We start from the raw sequence: 20346 nt of genomic DNA on the forward strand, positions 1-20346 counted from the left end.
CCCCTCAAAAGCAGTGTGCCAGTAGAACTCGCATGAGGGACAAAAAAACCCGGCGATGCTTGCCGGGGGATTTCTCATCCAAAGACGTTAACGGCGAGAATCGCCATGTCAGCGTTAGCGGTCGATCAAGATTTCTTGAGTCAACGAGTTAAGATTCCGCAAAACTCCTTGGGATCAACAGATACAGCAAATGTGATTCACAACAGCATCCTCCAAGTTCGTTTAGCATGATTGATCTTTAGCAATTTCGATTAGGTTAACTCTCATGACTCATCCACGTGACGATCTAGCAGCGATGATCGACGCAATGAGCGATGGACCGCTGTTTGTTCATTCCGACATGCTGAAAACTAGATGCTTCATTGACAAAGCGAAAGGACGAAATGAATTGCTCACCAATCATCTTGGTGTCCTGCACGAAGTCGCTGGTCAACGCGATCTGTGGACACCGTGCTTTAACTATGATTTTACCAAAAGTGGCTATGTCGACTTACGAGAGGCCCCTTGTCAAGTTGGTCCATTAGGAGAATTTCGACGACTACTAGAAAATGTATGGCGTAGCCCTGACCCTATTTTTTCAACGTGCGGCAGTGGCTCTGTTGCCGTGGAAACAAGTCCATCAGGAAAATGTTACGCCTTTGGCGACCAAAGTATTTTCGCTGAGTTGTATCGTCGCGATGGCAGCATTTTGTTTTACGGCGCTCCTTTTTCATCAATCACGATGATTCACTTCGCGGAGTCTTTAGCCGGTAGCCCGATCTATCGCTACGACAAAAGCTTTTCTGGCGAGGTCATCGATGCTTCTGGTCAATCTAGTAGCGTTGAGTACATCTATCACGTCCGTCCCATGGGAAAACACCTCGACTATGATTGGCCACGTCTTATTTCAGAGGCAGAAGCGGAGGGGATTCTTACGGAACTCCGACAAGACAGCCAAGTAGTTGCCAGAGTCGTCTCAGCGTCAAAGCTGATGGACTACTGGGTTAAAGCGATGGAGGAAGATCCGTTCTACTTGCTTGATGAAGCTACGAAAGCCTGGGCAGTCCCGGAATACGAGCGACTTGGCCGCAGGTTTCTTTTATCTGACTTTGAGTAAAAAAGCGTTCCATGAATTACCTCGGCAAGCCATTGCCCAATGGCGATTTGATCTACCAGTTAGCTGAGCAGCTATTTCCGATTTGTCGAAGCATTACGGGTAACGGTGTCCGTGAAACCCTGGGCATACTTCAACAGGAAATCCCAGAACTGCAAGTCCATGAGATCCCAACGGGCACACCGTGTTTTGACTGGACAATTCCCAAAGAATGGAACATTCGTGATGCCTGGATATGCGATCCTTCAGGAGAGAAGATCGTTGACTTTAAAAGATCGAATCTGCACGTTATGGGCTATTCGGTCCCCGTTGATCAGCGAATGTCCCTGGACGAGTTGCAATCCCATCTATACTCGGTGCCAGAACAACCAAACGCGATCCCCTACGTCACCTCGTACTACAAGGAGCGTTGGGGATTTTGCTTGACAGACCATCAAAGAAAAGGCCTGAAACCTGGCGAGTATCACGTCAAAATTGACAGCGAACTGACCCAGGGAAGTCTCTCCTATGGTGAGATTTCGCTGCCAGGATCATCGGACCAAGAAGTCTTTTTGTCGACCTACGTCTGTCATCCATCAATGGGTAACAACGAATTGTCGGGACCGTGTGTGGCCACGTTCCTGGCTAAATGGATCAAGGAACTTCACAGTCGACGTTATCGTTACCGGATCGTGTTTATCCCTGAAACGATTGGCTCGATTGCGTACCTGAGTCTTCACAAGGAAGAAATGCAGAAAGGTGTTATTGCAGGATTCAATATCTCGTGTGTTGGAGATAATCGCGACTATTCCTTTCTCCCTTCCCGAGCGGGAAATACCGTTGCTGATCGAGTTGGGCAACATGTTCTCCGGCACATGGCTCCCGATTATAAGCAGTATACTTTTTTGGATCGCGGCAGTGACGAACGTCAATATTGCAGCCCTGGGATAGATTTGCCTGTGGCTTCTGTCATGCGGACAAAGTACGGAATGTATCCAGAGTACCATACGTCTCTCGATGATCTGTCTCTCATTTCGCCGGAAGGACTTTTCGGTGGCTACATGGCATTGATCCGATGCCTGGAAGTCCTTGAGCAAGATTGTGTTCCGAAAGCGACGACTCCCTGCGAGCCTCAATTAGGGAAACGAGGCCTGTATCCTGATTTGAGCATGAAGGGGAGTGCCAATCACGTGCGGCAAATGATGAATCTCCTCGCCTACAGTGACGGAACGAAAAGCCTGCTCGAAATAGGCGAGATCATCGACGCGCCTGCTTGGGAACTCCGCAAGCATGTTGACAATTTAGCCGCAGAAGGTCTCCTCGAATACGACTGATCAAGCCATGACCGAACTCCCAGAGACGCAATATGAATTCCTTATCCACAGACCTTGGCCATCTTCTGGCCTGAATATCCACAAAAAAAACACCTCGTGAATTTCACGAGGTGTTTTGAGTGGGCGATATTGGATTCGAACCAACGACCCCTGCCGTGTGAAGACAGTGCTCTAACCAACTGAGCTAATCGCCCCAATTACAAACCGACGTAGTCCACTGTTATAGGTCGGACGTACGGGCCGAAAGGTTCGCCTGAATCAGGCAAGTTCCGATTTCTCCGGCGTCGACGATTGGGGCGGGGGCTCGAATTTCGGAGCGCTGGCCTCTTCGAAGTCGTCGTAATCATCAAACTGTGCGGGCGAACTCTTGGAACTATACCCGCTGCTCGCGGAATCCTCAACCTCCCTTGTCGCGTTGTGGAACTCGGACTGGATGTCGGAGAGGCCCCGTTTGAAGTCGCCGTAGTACTTTCCGAAGGTCTTGGCCACGCCTGGCAGATTTTTGCCGAACAGCAGAATCGCGATCACACCAATGACCGCCATCTCTTGCATGCCCATACTGCCGAAGAAGCCGAGAAGTGCCGACGATGTTCCTATTTCATGCAACATTGCGAGAATGTTTCACTCCATCGGGCAGCGACTTGAGAGTCATCGCTGCCAGGTAATCTGCTTGAAAATGAACGCTTGCGACTTGCCGCGAGTTACGCCTTGGGGGCTTCGCTTTTGTCGTGGTCGGACGAATCGTCCGAAGTGTCGTTCATTCCGCGTTTGAATTCGTTCACGCTCTGGCCCATGCTACGCATCAAACCAGGCAGCTTGGTCGAACCAAACAGCAGCAAGAAGATCGCCAGGATAATAATCATTTCCTGGATACCGGGCATACCAAAGCCAACTAACGCTAAATCATTCATACCGATCATGCTATATCCTCACACTCAAATTTAGAGCATTGAAAATACACGCAAACAAGTCGGCGAAAGCGAGTCAGCACCCGGGTGGGTCTAACCAGAACCAAACTCGTGCGGTTCCCAAGATAAAAAACGGAACGTGTTAGATTGAATTCCGACTCTCTATTCTATGCAGACCGGGCGTGATGTCAAAGGGTCTCAATTTGGTGGAGCCTGCCTAGTAGCGGGGAATCGCTACCGATGGTACCGGTTTTTCGGCGACTCGGGGCATTTCGGCCTCGAAATCGCGGTAGATAGGCAAGTAACGGAAGTAAACTTCCAGGGAAAGTGCCGCCATGGCCGTTGAATAGACCCGGCCCCCATAGCCCCCCCAGCGACACTTTGGATCCCAACTTCCGGAGAATTCTCCCCCTTTTACCTGAGATTCGAGCAGCTTCGGTTGCAGCTTGCCGGCCCATCGCTTCCACGATTCGTCCTGCATCTGGTACATGGCCAGGGTTCCGTAGTACCAGTAGTAAAAGTCGATATCCTCACGGTTTGGTTCGTTTAACATGACAAACTCGGTCGCTTCTTCGATCTGTTTCGGAGAGTTTTCGATCCCGAGAAAGAAACGGCACGTCAGCGCTTCGGCCGTCATCGTAGGGCTTGCTTTCTCACCAGGCCGATAGGCGGCGAGCCCCTTAGCTGGACCTGCCGACGATTCGTCCAGAAACCGCGTCATCAGCTCGCGCGTATTTTTGTCGATCTCGATGCCAGACAGGGCCGCGCTGTGCAGCGCCAAGACCTGCCAACCAAACTGGCTCATGTCACCACGGTCGCCGGGATGATACCGCCAACCACCCATGCGTGGATGCTGTGCGGAGATCGTATAAGCCAGCCCGCGGTCGAGAAACGGCCTGATGCGCTCGTCCTTGGTCATTGCGTACGCTTCGCTGATCGCCAGCAAGGCCATCGCGTGGCAGTACATCTTGGCGTAGGTACCGGCCTGACCACCCAGGCAGCCGTCGGGATGCTGGTGATTCACCAGGTACTCGAGCGCCTTTTGAACGGCAACTCGATGTTTCCCTTCCAGATGTGTATGTCCCTTGCCCAGAAACGCCAGCGTCGCCAGGCCGGTGATTCCCATGTCGGCGTTGTTACCGGCCCCCTGGCGATCGTGCCCGGCGACTTTCGTTTCCTGTCCGGCACCATGGGCCACGGCGTCCCAGCGGCCGTCGTCTTCCTGGTTGGCGACCAGCCATTCAAGCGCCGAGTTCACAGCCGGTTCGATGTCTTTCGAGCCACCCATCATTTCGATCCATGCCCCGGAGTCCTCGACCACGCGGGCCTGCATGATCAGTGGCAACGGCTGGGCATCCATGCGTGTACGTGTCGCTCGGGGTAGGGGCAGATTACGAGCCGCCATCCGGCTGGCCCACAAATCCTGCATCTGGTTTCCATGCAACGAGGCCAAAGTCGCATCCAGAGCGGTCGAACTTTGCGACGTTCGTTGGCCGATCGCCATCGCTTCCAATTGGTTCGTCGAAGCCAAAAGCTGATCTCGTTCGCCTGGCAGCGCATCGGCCGAATCGGTGTTCGCTGTTGTATCGCGTAGCATCTGTACGTCGTTCGACGGATCGCGAACCACTCGCGTGGGCAGCGGGGCACTGCGAATCTGGGGCATGCTACGATCTGCCCGATCGAGCTGAGGCATCGGCAGCGGCGCTGCCTGCTTGGCAACTTGCGCCGTTGCCGCGGCAGGCATTGGAGGTGCCATCTCTTTGGCCGAAACCGGAGTGGATGTCATCTCCATTTCAGGCTGCGGTCCGGTCGCCGGCAGTTGGCTTTCGACGACTTGTTCCGGCGGCAATTCCGGCTGAGGGATATCCCAATTTCGCTGCAGCAGGCTGGGCATCGGCGGCTGCGGCATGGAGGGAATCGGCATGTCAGGCGACGGCATTTCCATCCGCTCGAGCGGTGTCATCAGGCCGTCGACCGGCGTAGGGGACATGGCCAGTTGGTCCCACGGTTTGACTTCTTTGTTTGATTCGGACTGGTCTTCTTGTTGGAAGTCGATCTGGCTCAGGCGGATATTTACCGGTGCCGAGTTACCGACACCGGTCGGGGCGAACAAGTCGGTTACCTGGGCATAGGTCATCAGCAGCAAGTGAGCGAAGATCGAGAGCACGACACACTTCGACACCGGCCGAGCTTGCCCCCAGCGTGTTTGCATGAGGATCAAAAGCGACAGGGTGATGAATGCCAGACCACCCCACAGAACGCCCCACACAATTTGGGACGTCGATTGACTCAGCTCCGCGAGGAAAGCGAACGAAGCAGCAGTCATGGGCTACCTCCGCTCGTTCGATAGGCGAACCGAAATGGCCATCTCGGCGATCCCTGCCTGGCGCACCGTCGTGAGCACCGTGGCAACCTGCTGGAACGGAACGTCGCTGTCTCCTCGTACGAGAACCCCCAGATCCTTGTATTCGGCCTGGGAAGCGGCCAGATGCGTCTTGAGGTCTTCCAGGTTGACCTCTTGGGTTCCCAGCATCACGCGGCCATCGCGAAAGATGTTAATGACTTTCTTTTCCGGTGCGGCGGTTAGCGCCCCCATGTCGCTTACCTGCGGCACGTCCAGGTCGACCGAGCGTTCCATCTCGGTGAACTTCGATCCGACCATGAAGAAGATGATCAACAGAAAAAGGATGTCGATCATCGGCGTCAGGTTCAGTGCCGGAGCTTCTTCGTGATGCGTTTTCAGCGGCATGACCGTCTCCCTGATTGGGTGTGACTAGGCCGCTTTCGCGGTGGAACGTGACGCACGACGAGATGGCGACTTTTTCTTGTCTTTCCAACCATCCGAGGCAATCGCGTTGACGACTTCCTGGCTGTGCAGGTCGATCTCCATGATCAAGCGATCGACTCGGCCCGAGAAGAACAAGTAGGCAATCAGCGCCGGCAAAGCGACCGTCATACCAGCCGCGGTCGTAAGCAGTGCCTGGCTGATGCCGCTGGCCAGAAGTTCTCGCTGGCCGGCTGCTTCTCCGTTGGCGGCAATTGCGTTGAACGCACTGATCATGCCAAGCACCGTCCCCAGCAGCCCCAGCAGGGGACTGATTGTGCTGATACCGTTGAACAGTCGCAGGTACTGGCGAAGTCGCGACGTGACGCGTTCGCCGGCGTCGAGGATGGCCTGTTCAACTTCCACGCAGCTGCGACCCCATTTCTTCACGGCGGCCGCGAAGACCTCGGCGACGGGACTCTGGTTTTCTTCACACAGCGCGAGGGCCTGATCTTGATCGATGCGACCGTCTTTGACCTGCTCGATGAATCGCTTTACGAAGGGGCGTGGAATCACGCGTCCGCGGCGGAGGCTGATGGCTCGCTCAAAGACGAACACCAGCAAAATAAACGAGCAGAGTGCGATCGGATACATCAGCAGCCCACCGTCATGAAAAACCTGCAACAGGTTCTTCGTCGGGATGGGATTGTCTTCACCCAATGTTGGTAAACCGGGCGGAAGAGGAGCAGGCTCAACCGCTCCTTGTGCAAGCAGACTCGAGGTCAAACACCCCCAGACAATTGTCAGCAGCGCACCGTAGGCCAAGGATCGACGAAAGTGTGAGGTGAGCATCCATTCTACCCCATGACTGATCATTTATTTGGTCCTTGTCCCTTCCCGTTGAGCTTGCAAGGTGCGCTGACGCACGACGCTCAAGCGTGTCTCCGCCTCGGGGGCAAAAGGCGTGTTCTCGAAGTCAGTACGTACTTCCGTGTAGTACTGCGTCGCCTTTTCCCAGTTCTCTTGAATCTCGTGACATTTGCCGATCTGTAGCAATGCGGCCGCTTTCCACTTGGGGAAGGCTTCGTAATTGGATGCGACTTGGGCATAGGCCCGAACGGCCGCATCGTAGTTCTTTTGATGGAAGAAGGTCTCGCCGATCATCCACTGAGCCATGGCAGCCGTTTCTCCCTTTTGGGCAGTTGGCGACTGGATGACCTTCGTGTAAGCGGCACGTGCCTTCTGGAATTCGCCCTGGCGAGCGAGGCAACGTCCCATCAGGTAATCAAGCTCGTGGGCCTGGGAGAAGGTGGGATAATCGTTCTCGATTTCCAACGCCTTCTCGTATGCGGCTTCCCAGTTGTCTTGATGGGCGAAGATTTGAGCCAACCGCATTTCGGCAACCGGCAAGCTTTCTAAATCGCGTCCCAGGTTGTCAGTCAACATCTGCTCGAACTTGGCCTTGGCATCGTCGAACTTCTCGCTGCGAAAACGAGCTTCGCCACCCCAGAACATAGCCATGCTATGCAGGGGCTCGTCGGCGACATGCTCGGCAACGGCGTCCATGTGCCCGATCGCGTCCTGCCAGTTGCCGGCCTGAACTTCGACCTGGCCCAGCATGTAACGGCCAAACATGGCGACTTTGCTCTGTCCCTTTTTCTCAAGCAGCTTCTGCAGATACTGGCGTGCCTTCTCGATGTCGCCGGCATTGAGTGCGGCTTCAGCGATGCGATAGGTCGAGTCTTCCCACAAATCGCTATCCTGGAACCGCTGGTGGATCTGCTCGAACGCATCCAACGCTTCGTCCTGCTTCTTCTGGTCCATGCGAACCCATGCCAGGCGATACCAGAGGTCCTCAACCGGCAGTACGTCAGGCTGGCTTTCGGTTAATTCCACCAAAATGGCTTCCGCTTCGGCGTCCCGCTGAAGTTGATCCAGCAGCGAAGCACATCGCAGTTTGGCATGAGCCGCCAAAGGATCCTGGGGATAATGCTTGGCCAACTGTTGGTAGCGACCGATGGCCAGTTCGATGTCCGATTCTTCCATCTGCTGGGCTTGTTGGTACATTGCACCAACAGCAAGCGCACTATTGGGATTCTTTTCCAGCAGTTGATCAAGGGTCTTGGTAGCGGCAGCGGCGTCGGAGTTTGCCAATTGGCACCAGGCCAGACCAGCCAGGCCTTGCTCGACAAACTTCTCGGCATTGTCCTTAGCGGCCAATTCCTCGTAAAGCGTCTTGGCCCAAGCGATTTCACCGTTTCGGTAAGCGGCCCCAGCAATCTGCACCACTTCGCTCAGGTAGGTCGCATCGGCGATCCGTCGATGATCGACCTGCTGCCAGGCCTCCTTTGCTTCTGTCACCCGATCGCAGTGGAGCAGGGCAGTCGTGCGACGGAGCTGAACCTGGTTGCGTTGTTCGGTTGCCGTCAAGTCTTTCAACGCGCCATCCAACGCATCGATCGTTTTGATCCAATCTTCGTTCTGGCTGTAGATCAGTCCCAACAGCATGCGCGACATACCACGGTAGGTGCCGGCCTGCATTGCCTCGGGAGCTTCCAACAACTGCTTCGCTTCCTCTTTACGGGATAACGCAAAGAGGGATACGGCCATCAAATACTTGCGGCGTTGGACCTGGGCGACCTCGGCATCGAGATTGGAAAACTCAGGCTGCAGTACTTCGAGAGCTTTCTCGTGTGCGTCGCTTGCTTGTAGCTGGGCGGCCAGGTTCATCTGGGCTCGAACGGTCAATCCGCTGGGCTGCGTTCGCTGAGACAATTGCTGCCAGGCAACCTGAGCGGCGGCGAGGTCTCCACTTTCCAGATGAATCGTAATCAACTGATAAAGGGCCTCGTCGGTCCAAGAAGAATCGGACCAGGCTACGCTCAGTTCGTTAAACAGAGCGATGGCATCCTCGGTGTTTCCTTGAGCGAGCGATGTCTTGCCCAGAAGGTAGTGGATTTCGTCCTGGAATTCAGGCAAGGACTTGCTTGTCTTGAGTTGCTGCAAACGCTCGACGGCGTTGGGCCAGTCGCGCACCTGGTAATACGTCTTGGCAATCCAGAAGCTGGTTTGATCGGCAAGCTTGGGTTCTTCTTTGGCGGCTAATTCAAAGCGGTCGACGGCACGGCGGTAGTTGGCGGCCTTGAATTCCGCGATCCCAGCCTCCAGGGCAATACTGCCGGCGGCATATTTTCCGGGATGCTCTTTCAAATCGATCAGCAACTGTTCGTAGGCAAGCCCCGCTTCTTTCCAGTCGCCAGTCTGACCATAGCAGCGGGCCAATCCCAAGCGAGACTCCACGGCGATGCTTGGCGTGGCCGCGGCTTTCACCGATTTGCCATACATCAATATGGCTTCGTCCCAGTGTTTCTCTTTGCTTGCGATCTCGGCGAGGTAAGGGTACGCGTGGGGAATCAGCTTGCTGGTTTTATACTTGCTTTGGAAGATCTGGAATGCGTTTTTGGCTGCTTCATTCTGTCCGGAAAGGAAGTAGCACTCGGCAACGCGAAACTCCGCGTGTTCCACGAAACTATGATCTGGCAGCTTGCTCAGAAAGAGCGTGTAGGCACGCAACGCTTCATCACAGCGCGACAACTGAACGAGCGACTCGCCGCGGTAAAAGTGAATGATGCCGACCTGCGAGTGATCGGGATGCTGGGCCAGGAACTGATCGAATGCATCGATCGCCTGCTGCCAATCACCCCGCGCATAGTGGAACGAGGCAATCCGATATTGGTCGGTAGCCTGTTCCGCTCGGGCCATAGCACCCCCGGTCGCGACCAGGGCGAATACAACAACAAGCCATAGCTTTTGAAAAGAGGGTCTCATTCCTTGAACCCGTGCAGCAGTCTCGATCCTTGAGAACTGGGAGTGTGTCGCGGAAATCATATCCGCAAGCATCGCTTCACGTGAAGAGCGGTCCGAACTCATGCGAACGGACCACGATGTCTCCCATAAGAAAATCGTCCTGCCTGAACGACGGAGTTTACCTGAATTAGCGCAAGCACTGGCGATTTCAAAGAACGTCGGGAATTCCGATTCGCTGCTAGCGGCAAATTACGAAATTCATTGGGCAACACGCCCCAAATACATCAAGCCGCTCCTATGCATTGCCGCCAAAAGAAAACCCCTTCCATTTCCATGAAAGGGGTTCGTTGATTCGATATGTTCTGCTTTAAGAGAGACTATTTCTTCTCAGGCAGCGACTTCAAACGCAGGTTGCGGAATTCAACCTTATCGCCGTGTCCCAGAAAACCAATGTGCCCAGTCGAACGCTTCAGGCCTGGGTGTTCGCTACCGTCAAGCGTGGGGTTGTTGCGAATCTCTTCCAGGTTGACGTTCAGGATTTCGGTGCCGTTGAGCACGACCTTCACCAGATCGCCATCCACAGTCACTTCCTGCTCGTTCCATTCGCCGACGGGCTTCAGGTGACCACGCTTGGCAGGTGCCAGGCCGTAGAGCGAACCGTGATACTGATACGGCTTCAGGGTTGCATACTTCTTGGCAGTGTTGTCCAGGATCTGGAGTTCGTACCCGTTGTAGGCGGCGTTTCCTTCGAGTGGTGCCCGGATACCAAGGCCATTGTTCGCTCCTGGCGGCAGCTTGAATTCAAATCGCAAGACAAAGTTAGCGTATTCATTCTCGGTGTAGAGATTGCCGCCGCCTGCTTTCGGATCGCAGACAATGCACCCCTCTTCGACCTTGTAGCCTTTGGTGTTACCAACCCAGCCATCGAGGTTCTTGCCGTTGAAGATCGAAACGAAGCCTTCCTCAGGCTCGGCAGCGGAAACAGAAACGGACGGACCAACGATCAACAAGCCCAACAGAAGGGAAGCCAGAAGCGTTCGCATTGTGTGATTCTCGTCAGGAGGTGTGAAAATAGAGGTGGGTCAAATTGAGAAATATCATTTTGCGCGAGATATCAGCGCGCGTCAAAGCACAAAGCGATCTATTTTTAAACCATTCAACGCGCGTTTTAACTGACAGCCCAAAGGCAATGGCTGACCAATCAGTCGGCGCGGGCTCGACGCCAGGCACTGGGCGTTACCTCGCGCATTTTGCGAAATGCACGGTAGAAAGTCGAAAGCTCGGCAAAACCGCACTCGAACGCAATCGAGGTAATCGGGCGATCGGTGGTCTCCAGCAGCTTACAGGCATGCTCGACACGCAGCTCTTGCACGTAGTTCAACCAAGTCTGACCAGTCACGCCACGAAATAGTTGGGTGAAGCGACGACGGGGGACCCCGATACTGCTGGAGGCCTCGTCAATTGTTGTCGCTTCAAAGAAGTGGGTATCCAGATGGCGAATATAGGCCACCATTTCGTCGACACCGGGCTCTTGCGACAGATCGGTCAAGCCTTCCGACTTGTCGACACGGTGACTGGAAATCAGCGAGAGGATCTCCAGCCCATTAGAAACCATCGCCAATGGCGTTAATGGACTATTCTGAAGCTGCTGGTATAGCAGCCGTCGCAAACGGCGCTCGATACGCTGGGCAAAATGCGACTGACGCGGCAGTAGTCCCAGTGGCAAAGCCGAGACGGCCTGCGGGTCGAACGAAAGGAGCGAGCGATGCACACACAGCACATAGCAGGAAATCGGCGAGTTAGGGGAGTCTTCGACGCGATTCTTACGACCAGGCAGCACCACGACCATATCACGTGAGCCGACCTCGTAGCGATCTTCCGCGACATGCACGTGACCGCTACCCGAGATAACGTAAAGCACCTTCACAAAGTCGTGGACGCGAAACTCCATCTCGAAGTCGGGGCCGTGGTGACTTTCGAGTATCAAGACCCCCCACGAAGGCAGGGTCTCTTCCAAGGCGCGATTTGTCAGTGAAGGCGTCAAATTCAACATGGGCCCAAGGTTGGCTCGAAGGGGAGAAACGCTCCCTAACCTAACTCAAATCGGCATTACTATAACCCAGATTCGGCGATAGGTGAAACATCGGGCAGACGAAAACATCAAGATAAATCTCTGAGTGTACGAAAAAAAGCGTCGGACCCGGGAAGGATCCGACGCTTAGTTAGCGTTCGCTAGAGGCCTGCTGCGGCTTACAGCGGCGTTTGCGGTGCGTGAGGCGTTGGCCCAACCGGACCCGGCAGGTCCTCCTGGATGTTACCCACACGGTGCAGGTGGTTGTGGTCGATGTAGATCACTTCGCGAGTGTCTTCATCTCGCAGGGTGTGTGGAATCGGCCAACCAATTCGCTTCACTTCGGTGTAGTAGATCGTGCACTTGTAGTGAGCATGGTGCAGTTGAACTGGGCCAACAAGCGGCATGACTCGTGGAGGATCGACGTAGTCGGCGATCTTTTGCTTTGTGATACGCACGTTGTTGCGTTGAACTTCGTGCAGGAACGGCAGGCCACCTTCAACTGGGCGAGCACGTTCCAGGGCCTGCATCACTTCGTCGTCGCTTGGCGGATCCAGAGCAACATGCGGAGCTCCCGGAGGAATCGGCGGCAGGATTGGAGCCCGCTCATAACGTTCGTGATCGTGGAACTCGTCTTCCTTGGCGTCCATGTAGTATGGGGACACAGGAATCGGGAACAGCAGTGGGCCCAAGTAGGGGCCCTGGGTCGTACAACCGGTGCTGCTCAATGCTGACAACCCCACACCCAAGATCAAGCTGAGCTTAAGAATGCTTCGTTTCATCGTTTTCCTCAATGCCTTCCAGGGCGATATAGGGCTGGGCCCCTATCAATCCGACCCACCGGATAACCACTTCTTCCATGAAGTGGGCGCTTATCTGTAACTAGTTATCGTGTGAAGCTGTAACAAACTTGCGGCTTTTTCCGCCTAGCTCGAAAATTCAAGCAATGCGGCCGCTAGCACACCCAATTCGCAAATTGCGCGATCGGCGAGCAATGCAGGCAGTGCATAAAAAAAGCCTCCGCCGAAGTTGCGAAGGCTTGAGGGGGTCCTCGAAGGTCATGCCACGCCCGCAGAGCTGCGAGCGTGACAGACATCTTCTTTAGAAGGAGCTGTGACGGCGGGCCTTGAAGTCCAGCGTCCACCAACCATCTTTCCATTCCATTTCGACCTTACGCCATCCCAGTGGAACTTGCGGGTAAGGATAGAATGGGCCGATGTATGGCCAGGCTTGCGGCGAGTACTGACGCGGATAAACAACAGCCGCGTAGTTTGGGTGAGCCGCGTAGGCAGGCCAAGCGTAGCCAGGCATGTGCGGGTGGTCGTACCGAGCTGGTCGGTAGTAACCGTATCCGTACTGTGCTGGGTAGTATGCCGGCGGAGCAACAGCCGCCATCGGCTGCTGAGCCATATGGGTGTTGGCTGCGGCAGCATTGTTGTTCGCAGCAACCTGGTAAGCAGGCGTCTGAGCTGGGATCGGGCGTGGCTGACCAGCCGGAACTGGTTTCAGCTGACGAAGCGGAGCGGCTGGCGTTGGCTGGTTGGCCAAAACGCTTTGGTCTTCGCTAGGTGCCTCAGCATTGACCGGCTGGACCGGCGAGAAGCTGAATCCGCCTTGTGGCTCGAGCATAGGCTCTTCCATGATCTGCGGGACGGCAGGAACCTGCTGAGCAACTTCCTGAATCATCGGTGCGGCCTGCAACTGTGGAGCAGGCTTGCTCAGGTCGCCAGCAGCCAAATCACGCGGAGCGGAAACCGGCTCGGTAGCTTCCGGCTGAGCGACCACGTTGCCTTCGATGCGGACACCATCGACAACGCGTTCAACACCAGAAACACGACGAGCGATATCGATCGCAAGATCATGCTGCTCAGGGTTCGATACGTGGCCTTCCAGCCAGACGACCCCTTCTTCCACTCGCAAACCAATGTTGAAGCCCTTCAGGCTCCCTTCGGACTTCTTGGCTTGCAGCTGCTTAACGATGGACTGGGCAATTTCGGTATCCCCACCCATCGCGATCGCAGGCACGGCCATAAAAGCCGCAATGATCGCCAAATGAATTAGACGTGACATCGTCCCCCCTCCTAGGAAATTCATCTTCACGCGTTGATTACTGCTATCCAGCGATTGGTTCCGCAACGGGAAGCGGCCGAAGCTGGAATCTGTTTTCAATCTACGGGATCTACTTGTAGTAGCGCAGATACCGTTCACAACGGTTCTGCCTTCCCTTCATTCGGCTAACGGTTGGCCCAAAAGGCAGTGTTTTTTCGATTTTGCGAGTTAAAAGGCCCGAATCTCGATCCCAAAGCTTACCTAACCGTTACCACCAGCGCATTAAAAAAGCCTGCACTTATGGGTGCAGGCTTCTCGGTTTTGCGGATCCACCAAAGCTTAGTGGTGCTTTGGTCTCTTGGCCGACTTGAAGTCGAGGTACCAGTAGCCGTCATCCCATTCCAGGGCGACATGCTTCCAGCCTGGCGGAATCTGTGGATAGGGATAGTACATCCCGGTGTATGGCCAAACTGCTGGGGCATTGGTCTTCGGATAATCGACTGCACCAAAGTGTGGGTTGCCTCCGGCGACCGGACCTTGATAGCCGGGCAGCCGTGGCTGGTGATGCATTCCGTGGTGACCATAGCCCGGTGGGCAGTAAGCCTGGCCATAAGCAGCTGGTGCGTACGCATGATGCGGCATGGCTTGGCCATAATTAACTGGCATGGCCTGCGGGCCGGCGGCCTGCGGCATGGCTTCTTGCGACATGGCCGTCGCAGGCAACGCGAAGGCACCTAGCACCAACGCTAATTGTAAGACCGACAAACGCATCGCATTCTCCCGATAGTGCGCGGCAATGTTTGCGCGATACCGAGCGTTTTAGGAGCACATACCGCCGATTCGGCTAGCAACACACCATCGCTCGGGTCATAGACATAAATTGACCTAGAGGGTGTTTCGGCAGAACGCCGCGTCTAGAAGTAGGAAATTTTCCAATTCTGACAGTTGTAGGGCAATTACTGAGGGAAAGGTCCGGCAGGAACAGCATCTCGAACGAGTATCTTTTTTCATTGGCTAATCACTGGCCATCAGCACATGCCAGCGCAAGCACGCATTTCGCTTGCATGCCGATTACGCACCGTCTAGGGTGTGCTTTCAGCAGCCAATACTCTACGGGCCCCAACCCTAATGCAACGATCTGTACCTCTCCTCATCTTGCTGATGTTCACGGCCATTACGTCTACGGACGCAGGGGATTGGCCCAACTTCCGTGGCCCGACGCATGACGGACTGGCAGTTGGCGAGACGCTGGTGGATAGCTGGCCGGAAGCTGGTCCGGCGGTCGTCTGGTCGCGTTCGATCGGACAAGGCTACTCCGGCTTTGTCGTCGTTGGCAATCGAGCATTCACCCAGGAGCAGACCCTCTACCACCAGGCACTGATCTGCGTGGATACCGACACCGGCAAGACGCTGTGGAGCTATCGTTACGGCTGGCCTCACGAAGGTGGTGGGCTATACCCAGGCCCGCGCGCGACGCCTACGGTCGACGGAGACCGCGTCTATTTTATGGGGCCCAATGGTCTGGTCGGCTGCGTTTCTGTCGCGACCGGCACGCTAATCTGGTCACGGAATTACAAGGAAGAATTCGACGGCAAAGGAACCGACTTTGGTGTCTCGGCTTCTCCTGTCGTTTGGCAGTCGATGGTCATCCTACCGGTGGGCGGACAAGAGGCGAGCTTGATTGCCGTCGATGCCGCAACGGGTGATGTCGTCTGGAAGTGCGGCAGCCAGCCTGCCAGCTATGCCACGCCGATCATTGTTCCGCTTGGGGACCGCCACATCGTGGTTGCCCCGTTAGAAAACTCGCTGCTTCTGGCCGACGCCAAGACCGGACACAAGTTGATGGAGCAGGACCTTTCGTCCGGCTACGACGAGCATTCCTCCGCGCCGATCTACCGCGAGCCGCTGCTATTTACCTCGGGCCCATTTCGCAGCGGTGGCACGCAGTACCAGCTTTCCCCGGTCGAAGACGGGGCAAAGCTGGGCATGAAGATCGAGTGGTTCGCGAAGGAGATGTCGAACGACATCGCGTCCAGTGTGCTGGTGGACGACCACCTGTACGGGTTTGACCTTCGTGAACCACAGTCTCGACTGCATCGCCCTAGCCGCGGGCACTTCCGCTGCCTGAGTTGGCAAGATGGCAGCGAGGCCTGGAATTCCCAGGAACCGGGTCACGCCAACATCATCGCCGCCGGTGGCAAACTCTTGATGTTCAACGATCGCGGAGAACTACTCCTATGTCGCGCGACGCCTGATCGGTATGAGGAATTGGCTCGCTGCAGCGTTTTCCCGGATGACGTCTGCTGGACACCTCCAGCGCTTTCCAATGGGCGTGTTTTCCTGCGTACCCATCAACAGGCCGTCTGCATTCAAGTTGGTACCTCGGAAACGTCCCCCAACTCGCCGGTGCCCAACGAATCGACCGCAACACTGGCTTCAATCCGCGGTCCAGGACGCTTCAATCCGACCGTCCTGCTGGGTGGCGAACGGGAGTTTCCCGCCGCGACGCCTTCTTGGCAGGAACTTCAGCTATGGTATCTGGCGAATATGACCCTGCTGATCGTCGTTGCTGGCGTTTTCGCCGTGCTGCGAAGGTTCGACGGCCAGGGAGACTGGACGACGATCGGATATTGGCTTGCCTTAATCATCGCCGGAGCTGTGACCAGCGGGATCATCAACCCGCTGATCAGTGGCTTCTTATTCACTTGGCCACTCGCGGTATGGGCTGCCATGCAGAGAACCGCCGAACTGTACGTCGTTGCCCCCAATGATCGCTCCGAAAGGCCGTCTCCCTGGCGAGCACGGGGGATGCTCATCATCTTCGTCGCCGTGGGGGGCATCTACTTTCATTGCTGCCGAATGCTCGGCATGGCTACCGAATGGGCTTTTCTGGCAGGGCCGGTCGCCGCGGTTCCATTGGCCATGGCTCTCGCGTGGGGAGGCAAGCAGGGTCAGCTGGTAAGATACCCAGCCGCAGCAAGAATCACTTCGCACCTGGTGTCGTTCACCGTTTTCTATTGGGCGAGTGTCATTTTGATGAAGGGATGGATCCGGGTCGCAAGCTGAGCCTGCACCGAAGCCGGATCAGATCTGCCGTGTTGGCTTGGTAGCACTAGGCTCGAATACACAGGTCACGGCCAGAACAACGTAGACAATGCTACCACCGAGCCAAAAGCCTGAGCCGCTGGTGATCTCGTGAACCAGGTGCACCGTCAGCACAAGGAAGCACGTCACCGAGGTAAACTGTGCCAGTTGTACGTTTGCGGACTCGCGAGCAAAGCGAACCCAGACCACGCTGAGCATGGCACATAGGTAGAGCAGGGCGGCGAACCACCAAACCTGCGATGGCATATGAAAGGGAAACATCCGCGATCCAATCCTTGGAAGCATTCTTCGAATTCTTTTCGAGAAGGCCAAGTTTTACTAAAGCTCGGCCATTTCCCAAATACGAATCCGGTCGCACATCGATAAAAAAAGGCACGTCACGAACCACGTGACGTGCCCTTGCTTGTTATCGTCATCCATCGACCAAAACTATTTGATCAACTTACCCAACTCGGTATCGAGCTGCGAGATATGGAGACTGCGGCTGATGACCTTGCCGTCTGGGCCAACCAGGATCATGGTCGGCAGCGTCAGGACACCCATTTCCAGGGCGTAGCGACTATCAAGACCGCCCTCTTCGTAGAGCTGTGGCCATGCCAGACGCTTGGCTCCGAGGAACTGCTTCACGTCGTCTTGGCTCGCATCTAGACTAACGCCAACCACTTGAAACCCACGGGCACCATATTTCGCCTGCATCTGGCGAATGACGTCCATGTCTTCCTTGCACGGTTCGCACCAGGTAGCCCAGTAATGGACCAGTAGGGCACTCCCCTTGGCACCTGAGGAATCGAGCTTCTTTCCGTCAACCGTCGTGCCGCGGATAACAAATGGCTGACCGACGGCATCCAGACGGCGGATCGCTCCATTGGCCTTGTCACCCAGGATGGTGCCTGAGAAATCGGTGCGAATGCGGGCATACCACTTCTTCGCGTCCTCTTCTTCTCCAGCAAATTCATGGGCAATGGCCAACTGCATCATGGCCTCGGCAGCGTCCGGGCTCTTCGGGTAAGTGTCGATGAAGCCTTCGAGCTTAGCCAACCAGGCTTCCTGAATCTTGGCGTAATCGGCCTTCGGATCCTGGAACTGCTGGGTGTAACCAGCCGACATTTCGCGGAAGCGAACATAGGCAGCCAAATCGCTCTTCGGAGCTCGCTTTTCGACCTGATCGGCCAAAGATTGAAGCTGATCGAGACCTTGGCTCAGTTCGCCGGTTTGAATCCCGCCGCTCAAAGCGTCGGCAAGCTGTTTGATCCAATTCTCACGCATTTCGTCGTCGTTGGCGGCGGCGATCACCTTCTTGATGACCTCGACACGCTCCATCGCAATCTTTTCGCGCTGATCTGCCGAAGCGGCCTGGGCCATCTTCTGATCGAGTTCTTCCAGCGAAGTCAGAATTGCCTGAATCTCGCCCCCGGCAACCATTCCGGACTGACCAGCAGCGGAATTGCCACTGTAACTGACCGAGAAGAAGTAGCCTTGCGGGTTGGCGGCCACATCGGCTGCCCCGGGCTCACCAACTGGAGCACCGATCAAACGCCAAGCATCACCAATCCGTACGAGCGTACCGAGCTCGAGCTGACCGTGTTCGCCCCCTTTATCTAGCATGGCGATGGCATTTTCGTAGACGACAAGATCTTTCGTCACACCATCGGTCCCTGCAGGGACAATCCCAGGCCGGGTCGCACCAAAATGCACCCACTTGGTGCCTTTATCGATCAATTTCTGCTGACGAGCCCAAGCGACGAATTGATCGGCTCCGTTGTCGATCTTGTCGGCAACTTCTTCAGCACGATCCCCAGTTAGCCCCAGAGACGCGAACTCAGCATCATTGGGTAAAAGGGCAGCGAAGCGATCGGCATCGCCCGTTTTGGCGGCTTCGACCAGTTCAGCCGAGACCTCTTCGGCGGAAATCACCTTCCACTGATCAACCAGGCCGTCTTCATCTTTGTCGAGGCCCCATCGGGTACCTGCCATACCGAGCCAGCGATACTGGTCTGCTTTGCCGTTGAAATCAGTATCAATGTCGCGGTAGACCTCGACGCCATCCTTATAGTAGGCCCAGAAATCGACCTTTTTGTCGTCGTTGGTATCGAGAAATACCCGCAGACGCTCTCCATTAGGTCCGGTAACGACCCAGCCGGTAGCCTGGCCGACCTTTTCCGCCTCGATATTGCACTTGGGAATTTGATTCGCATCAGGCGTCTGATATTCGACGTTTTCCTGAATCGGCTTCAACTGCAAAGCCTGTTCTGCGGTAGGTCCGGCAGCGAGTACCGACGACCCACAAACCATGCCTACACCCAGGGCCATCGCCCAACGAGCCTTATGACTCTTCATTCCAACCATCCTTGTCTCAAAAAATGCAGCAAATGCTTGTGGCAGCAACTCTTCATTGCTTGCGATAGCTGCGGATGATTATCCACAAAACCGGCAATGGAATCACCATCAGTTTTTTGCTGCCCACAGGCGTTCTTTCCCCGAACATTTCCCTGTCGCAGGGGTCCTGAACAATGAAGTTCTCTCTATACGCAGATGATATTTGGACGGTTCCTGCCAAAAAGCGGCCACCCCGGTTTGACAGATCCTAATCGCCCGATAGAATTTGCTACTTCCCACTCGGGGCGTTTGCCTCGATAGGGCGTATAGCTCAGTTGGTTAGAGCGCGTCGCTGATAACGACGAGGTCCCAAGTTCGAATCTTGGTACGCCCACTAGACGACTCCAGGAAGTTATCCTAGAGTAGTCGATCCCAAGAAAAAGGGGCTGTAGCTCAGTTGGGAGAGCATCTGCTTTGCAAGCAGAGGGTCGCAGGTTCGATCCCTGTCAGCTCCACTGTTCAAGGCCAATAATCGACACGATTTGCGGCCTCGAAAAAATCTCGCGAAACTTTTCGCGGGGCCCTTTACAAAGCAAACTTGCTGAGTAAACTTTGACGCTTCCCCAGTGGGAAACATCTTCAGCTGACCGCAATGAAACGGAGTTCATTGAACTCTTTTTCATTCCGCTCAGCGGAAGACGACAAGGCCTTCAAGCCGAGTCGAAATGATCTTTGACAATTTGGTTGGTAGATGGCATTTTGCGTAGCAAAGTGGATCTCGATTTTCAATTTGCCACTGGCAGATTGAGAGTTCGATGGAAGCTTTGTTGCGACACAAACGATGCAATTTCATAGAGTTATGGTTATTACCAAAGTGTGCTACTTACGATTCTCAGTTCGCTGAGATCTAAAGCAGTGCC

At 55.1% G+C, this 20346-nt stretch carries 16 protein-coding genes and 3 tRNA genes; 5 read left to right on the forward strand and 14 right to left on the reverse strand.

Features of this window, described 5'->3' with window-relative positions:
- Window positions 1–265 precede the first annotated feature (265 nt).
- Both C5Y96_RS11665 and C5Y96_RS11670 read left to right on the forward strand, forming a co-directional pair.
- Window positions 266–1096 (forward strand): AAC(3) family N-acetyltransferase, encoded by an 831-nt coding sequence (locus C5Y96_RS11665; protein ID WP_105353305.1) that lies wholly within the window; start codon window positions 266–268, stop codon window positions 1094–1096.
- An 11-nt stretch (window positions 1097–1107) separates the two neighbouring features.
- The gene (locus tag C5Y96_RS11670; protein WP_105353306.1) at window positions 1108–2406 is read left to right on the forward strand and encodes a DUF4910 domain-containing protein; all 1299 of its coding nucleotides are present in this window, start codon (window positions 1108–1110) and stop codon (window positions 2404–2406) included.
- A 120-nt stretch (window positions 2407–2526) separates the two neighbouring features.
- Here C5Y96_RS11670 and C5Y96_RS11675 read toward each other — a convergent pair.
- The 12 genes from C5Y96_RS11675 to C5Y96_RS11730 all read right to left on the reverse strand — a co-directional run bounded on the left by C5Y96_RS11675 (window position 2527) and on the right by C5Y96_RS11730 (window position 14776).
- Window positions 2527–2600, reverse strand: a tRNA-Val gene (locus C5Y96_RS11675).
- 64 nt (window positions 2601–2664) lie between these two features.
- Entirely contained in the window at window positions 2665–3015 is a 351-nt protein-coding gene (locus C5Y96_RS11680) for a twin-arginine translocase TatA/TatE family subunit (RefSeq protein ID WP_233198923.1), read from the reverse strand.
- A gap of 92 nt (window positions 3016–3107) precedes the next feature.
- Window positions 3108–3326, reverse strand: coding sequence for a twin-arginine translocase TatA/TatE family subunit (tatA, locus tag C5Y96_RS11685; RefSeq protein WP_233198924.1), 219 nt, complete (start codon window positions 3324–3326; stop codon window positions 3108–3110).
- A gap of 205 nt (window positions 3327–3531) precedes the next feature.
- On the reverse strand, window positions 3532–5640 hold the full coding sequence (locus C5Y96_RS11690) for a prenyltransferase/squalene oxidase repeat-containing protein (protein ID WP_105353311.1): 2109 nt from the start codon (window positions 5638–5640) through the stop codon (window positions 3532–3534).
- A gap of 3 nt (window positions 5641–5643) precedes the next feature.
- On the reverse strand, window positions 5644–6063 hold the full coding sequence (locus tag C5Y96_RS11695) for an ExbD/TolR family protein (RefSeq protein WP_105353313.1): 420 nt from the start codon (window positions 6061–6063) through the stop codon (window positions 5644–5646).
- A gap of 24 nt (window positions 6064–6087) precedes the next feature.
- Entirely contained in the window at window positions 6088–6930 is an 843-nt protein-coding gene (locus C5Y96_RS11700; RefSeq protein WP_105353386.1) for a MotA/TolQ/ExbB proton channel family protein, read from the reverse strand.
- Between the two features lie 24 nt (window positions 6931–6954).
- Window positions 6955–9906, reverse strand: coding sequence for a tetratricopeptide repeat protein (locus C5Y96_RS11705; protein ID WP_158261192.1), 2952 nt, complete (start codon window positions 9904–9906; stop codon window positions 6955–6957).
- Window positions 9907–10262: 356 nt separating this feature from the next.
- Window positions 10263–10928, reverse strand: a complete 666-nt coding sequence (locus C5Y96_RS11710; RefSeq protein WP_105353317.1) for a DUF1080 domain-containing protein — start codon at window positions 10926–10928, stop codon at window positions 10263–10265.
- Window positions 10929–11086: 158 nt separating this feature from the next.
- Complete coding sequence (locus tag C5Y96_RS11715) at window positions 11087–11872, reverse strand: AraC family transcriptional regulator (protein WP_158261193.1); 786 nt, start codon at window positions 11870–11872, stop codon at window positions 11087–11089.
- Window positions 11873–12135: 263 nt separating this feature from the next.
- Complete coding sequence (locus tag C5Y96_RS11720) at window positions 12136–12738, reverse strand: hypothetical protein (protein WP_233198925.1); 603 nt, start codon at window positions 12736–12738, stop codon at window positions 12136–12138.
- A 319-nt stretch (window positions 12739–13057) separates the two neighbouring features.
- Window positions 13058–14026 (reverse strand): BON domain-containing protein, encoded by a 969-nt coding sequence (locus tag C5Y96_RS11725; protein WP_158261194.1) that lies wholly within the window; start codon window positions 14024–14026, stop codon window positions 13058–13060.
- Between the two features lie 318 nt (window positions 14027–14344).
- Window positions 14345–14776: a hypothetical protein gene (locus C5Y96_RS11730; protein WP_105353324.1), complete on the reverse strand. Its 432-nt coding sequence runs from the start codon at window positions 14774–14776 to the stop codon at window positions 14345–14347.
- A 357-nt stretch (window positions 14777–15133) separates the two neighbouring features.
- On the opposite strand from C5Y96_RS11730, the gene C5Y96_RS11735 reads away from it, so the two are divergent.
- The gene (locus tag C5Y96_RS11735; RefSeq protein WP_105353326.1) at window positions 15134–17071 is read left to right on the forward strand and encodes a PQQ-binding-like beta-propeller repeat protein; all 1938 of its coding nucleotides are present in this window, start codon (window positions 15134–15136) and stop codon (window positions 17069–17071) included.
- A gap of 18 nt (window positions 17072–17089) precedes the next feature.
- Here C5Y96_RS11735 and C5Y96_RS11740 read toward each other — a convergent pair whose 3' ends face one another.
- Both C5Y96_RS11740 and C5Y96_RS11745 read right to left on the reverse strand, forming a co-directional pair.
- Window positions 17090–17371, reverse strand: coding sequence for a hypothetical protein (locus tag C5Y96_RS11740; protein WP_105353328.1), 282 nt, complete (start codon window positions 17369–17371; stop codon window positions 17090–17092).
- A 168-nt stretch (window positions 17372–17539) separates the two neighbouring features.
- Window positions 17540–19447, reverse strand: a complete 1908-nt coding sequence (locus C5Y96_RS11745) for a redoxin family protein (protein ID WP_233198926.1) — start codon at window positions 19445–19447, stop codon at window positions 17540–17542.
- Window positions 19448–19746: 299 nt separating this feature from the next.
- Here C5Y96_RS11745 and C5Y96_RS11750 point away from each other — a divergent pair.
- Window positions 19747–19820, forward strand: a tRNA-Ile gene (locus C5Y96_RS11750).
- Between the two features lie 48 nt (window positions 19821–19868).
- A tRNA-Ala gene (locus C5Y96_RS11755) sits at window positions 19869–19941 on the forward strand.
- Window positions 19942–20346: the final 405 nt, after the last annotated feature.

The organism is Blastopirellula marina, from assembly GCF_002967715.1.
Classification (GTDB): Bacteria; Planctomycetota; Planctomycetia; order Pirellulales; family Pirellulaceae; genus Bremerella; species Bremerella marina_B.

Excerpts from the sequence above, each read along its gene's own strand:
- C5Y96_RS11665 (WP_105353305.1), top strand. The coding sequence starts at position 266 with ATGACTCATCCACGTGACGATCTAGCAGCGATGATCGACGCAATGAGC.
- C5Y96_RS11670 (WP_105353306.1), top strand. The coding sequence starts at position 1,108 with ATGAATTACCTCGGCAAGCCATTGCCCAATGGCGATTTGATCTACCAG.
- C5Y96_RS11680 (WP_233198923.1), bottom strand. The coding sequence starts at position 3,015 with ATGTTGCATGAAATAGGAACATCGTCGGCACTTCTCGGCTTCTTCGGC.
- tatA (WP_233198924.1), bottom strand. The coding sequence starts at position 3,326 with ATGATCGGTATGAATGATTTAGCGTTAGTTGGCTTTGGTATGCCCGGT.
- C5Y96_RS11690 (WP_105353311.1), bottom strand. The coding sequence starts at position 5,640 with ATGACTGCTGCTTCGTTCGCTTTCCTCGCGGAGCTGAGTCAATCGACG.
- C5Y96_RS11695 (WP_105353313.1), bottom strand. The coding sequence starts at position 6,063 with ATGCCGCTGAAAACGCATCACGAAGAAGCTCCGGCACTGAACCTGACG.
- C5Y96_RS11700 (WP_105353386.1), bottom strand. The coding sequence starts at position 6,930 with ATGCTCACCTCACACTTTCGTCGATCCTTGGCCTACGGTGCGCTGCTG.
- C5Y96_RS11705 (WP_158261192.1), bottom strand. The coding sequence starts at position 9,906 with ATGAGACCCTCTTTTCAAAAGCTATGGCTTGTTGTTGTATTCGCCCTG.
- C5Y96_RS11710 (WP_105353317.1), bottom strand. The coding sequence starts at position 10,928 with ATGCGAACGCTTCTGGCTTCCCTTCTGTTGGGCTTGTTGATCGTTGGT.
- C5Y96_RS11720 (WP_233198925.1), bottom strand. The coding sequence starts at position 12,738 with ATGAAACGAAGCATTCTTAAGCTCAGCTTGATCTTGGGTGTGGGGTTG.
- C5Y96_RS11725 (WP_158261194.1), bottom strand. The coding sequence starts at position 14,026 with ATGTCACGTCTAATTCATTTGGCGATCATTGCGGCTTTTATGGCCGTG.
- C5Y96_RS11730 (WP_105353324.1), bottom strand. The coding sequence starts at position 14,776 with ATGCGTTTGTCGGTCTTACAATTAGCGTTGGTGCTAGGTGCCTTCGCG.
- C5Y96_RS11735 (WP_105353326.1), top strand. The coding sequence starts at position 15,134 with ATGCAACGATCTGTACCTCTCCTCATCTTGCTGATGTTCACGGCCATT.
- C5Y96_RS11740 (WP_105353328.1), bottom strand. The coding sequence starts at position 17,371 with ATGTTTCCCTTTCATATGCCATCGCAGGTTTGGTGGTTCGCCGCCCTG.
- C5Y96_RS11745 (WP_233198926.1), bottom strand. The coding sequence starts at position 19,447 with ATGAAGAGTCATAAGGCTCGTTGGGCGATGGCCCTGGGTGTAGGCATG.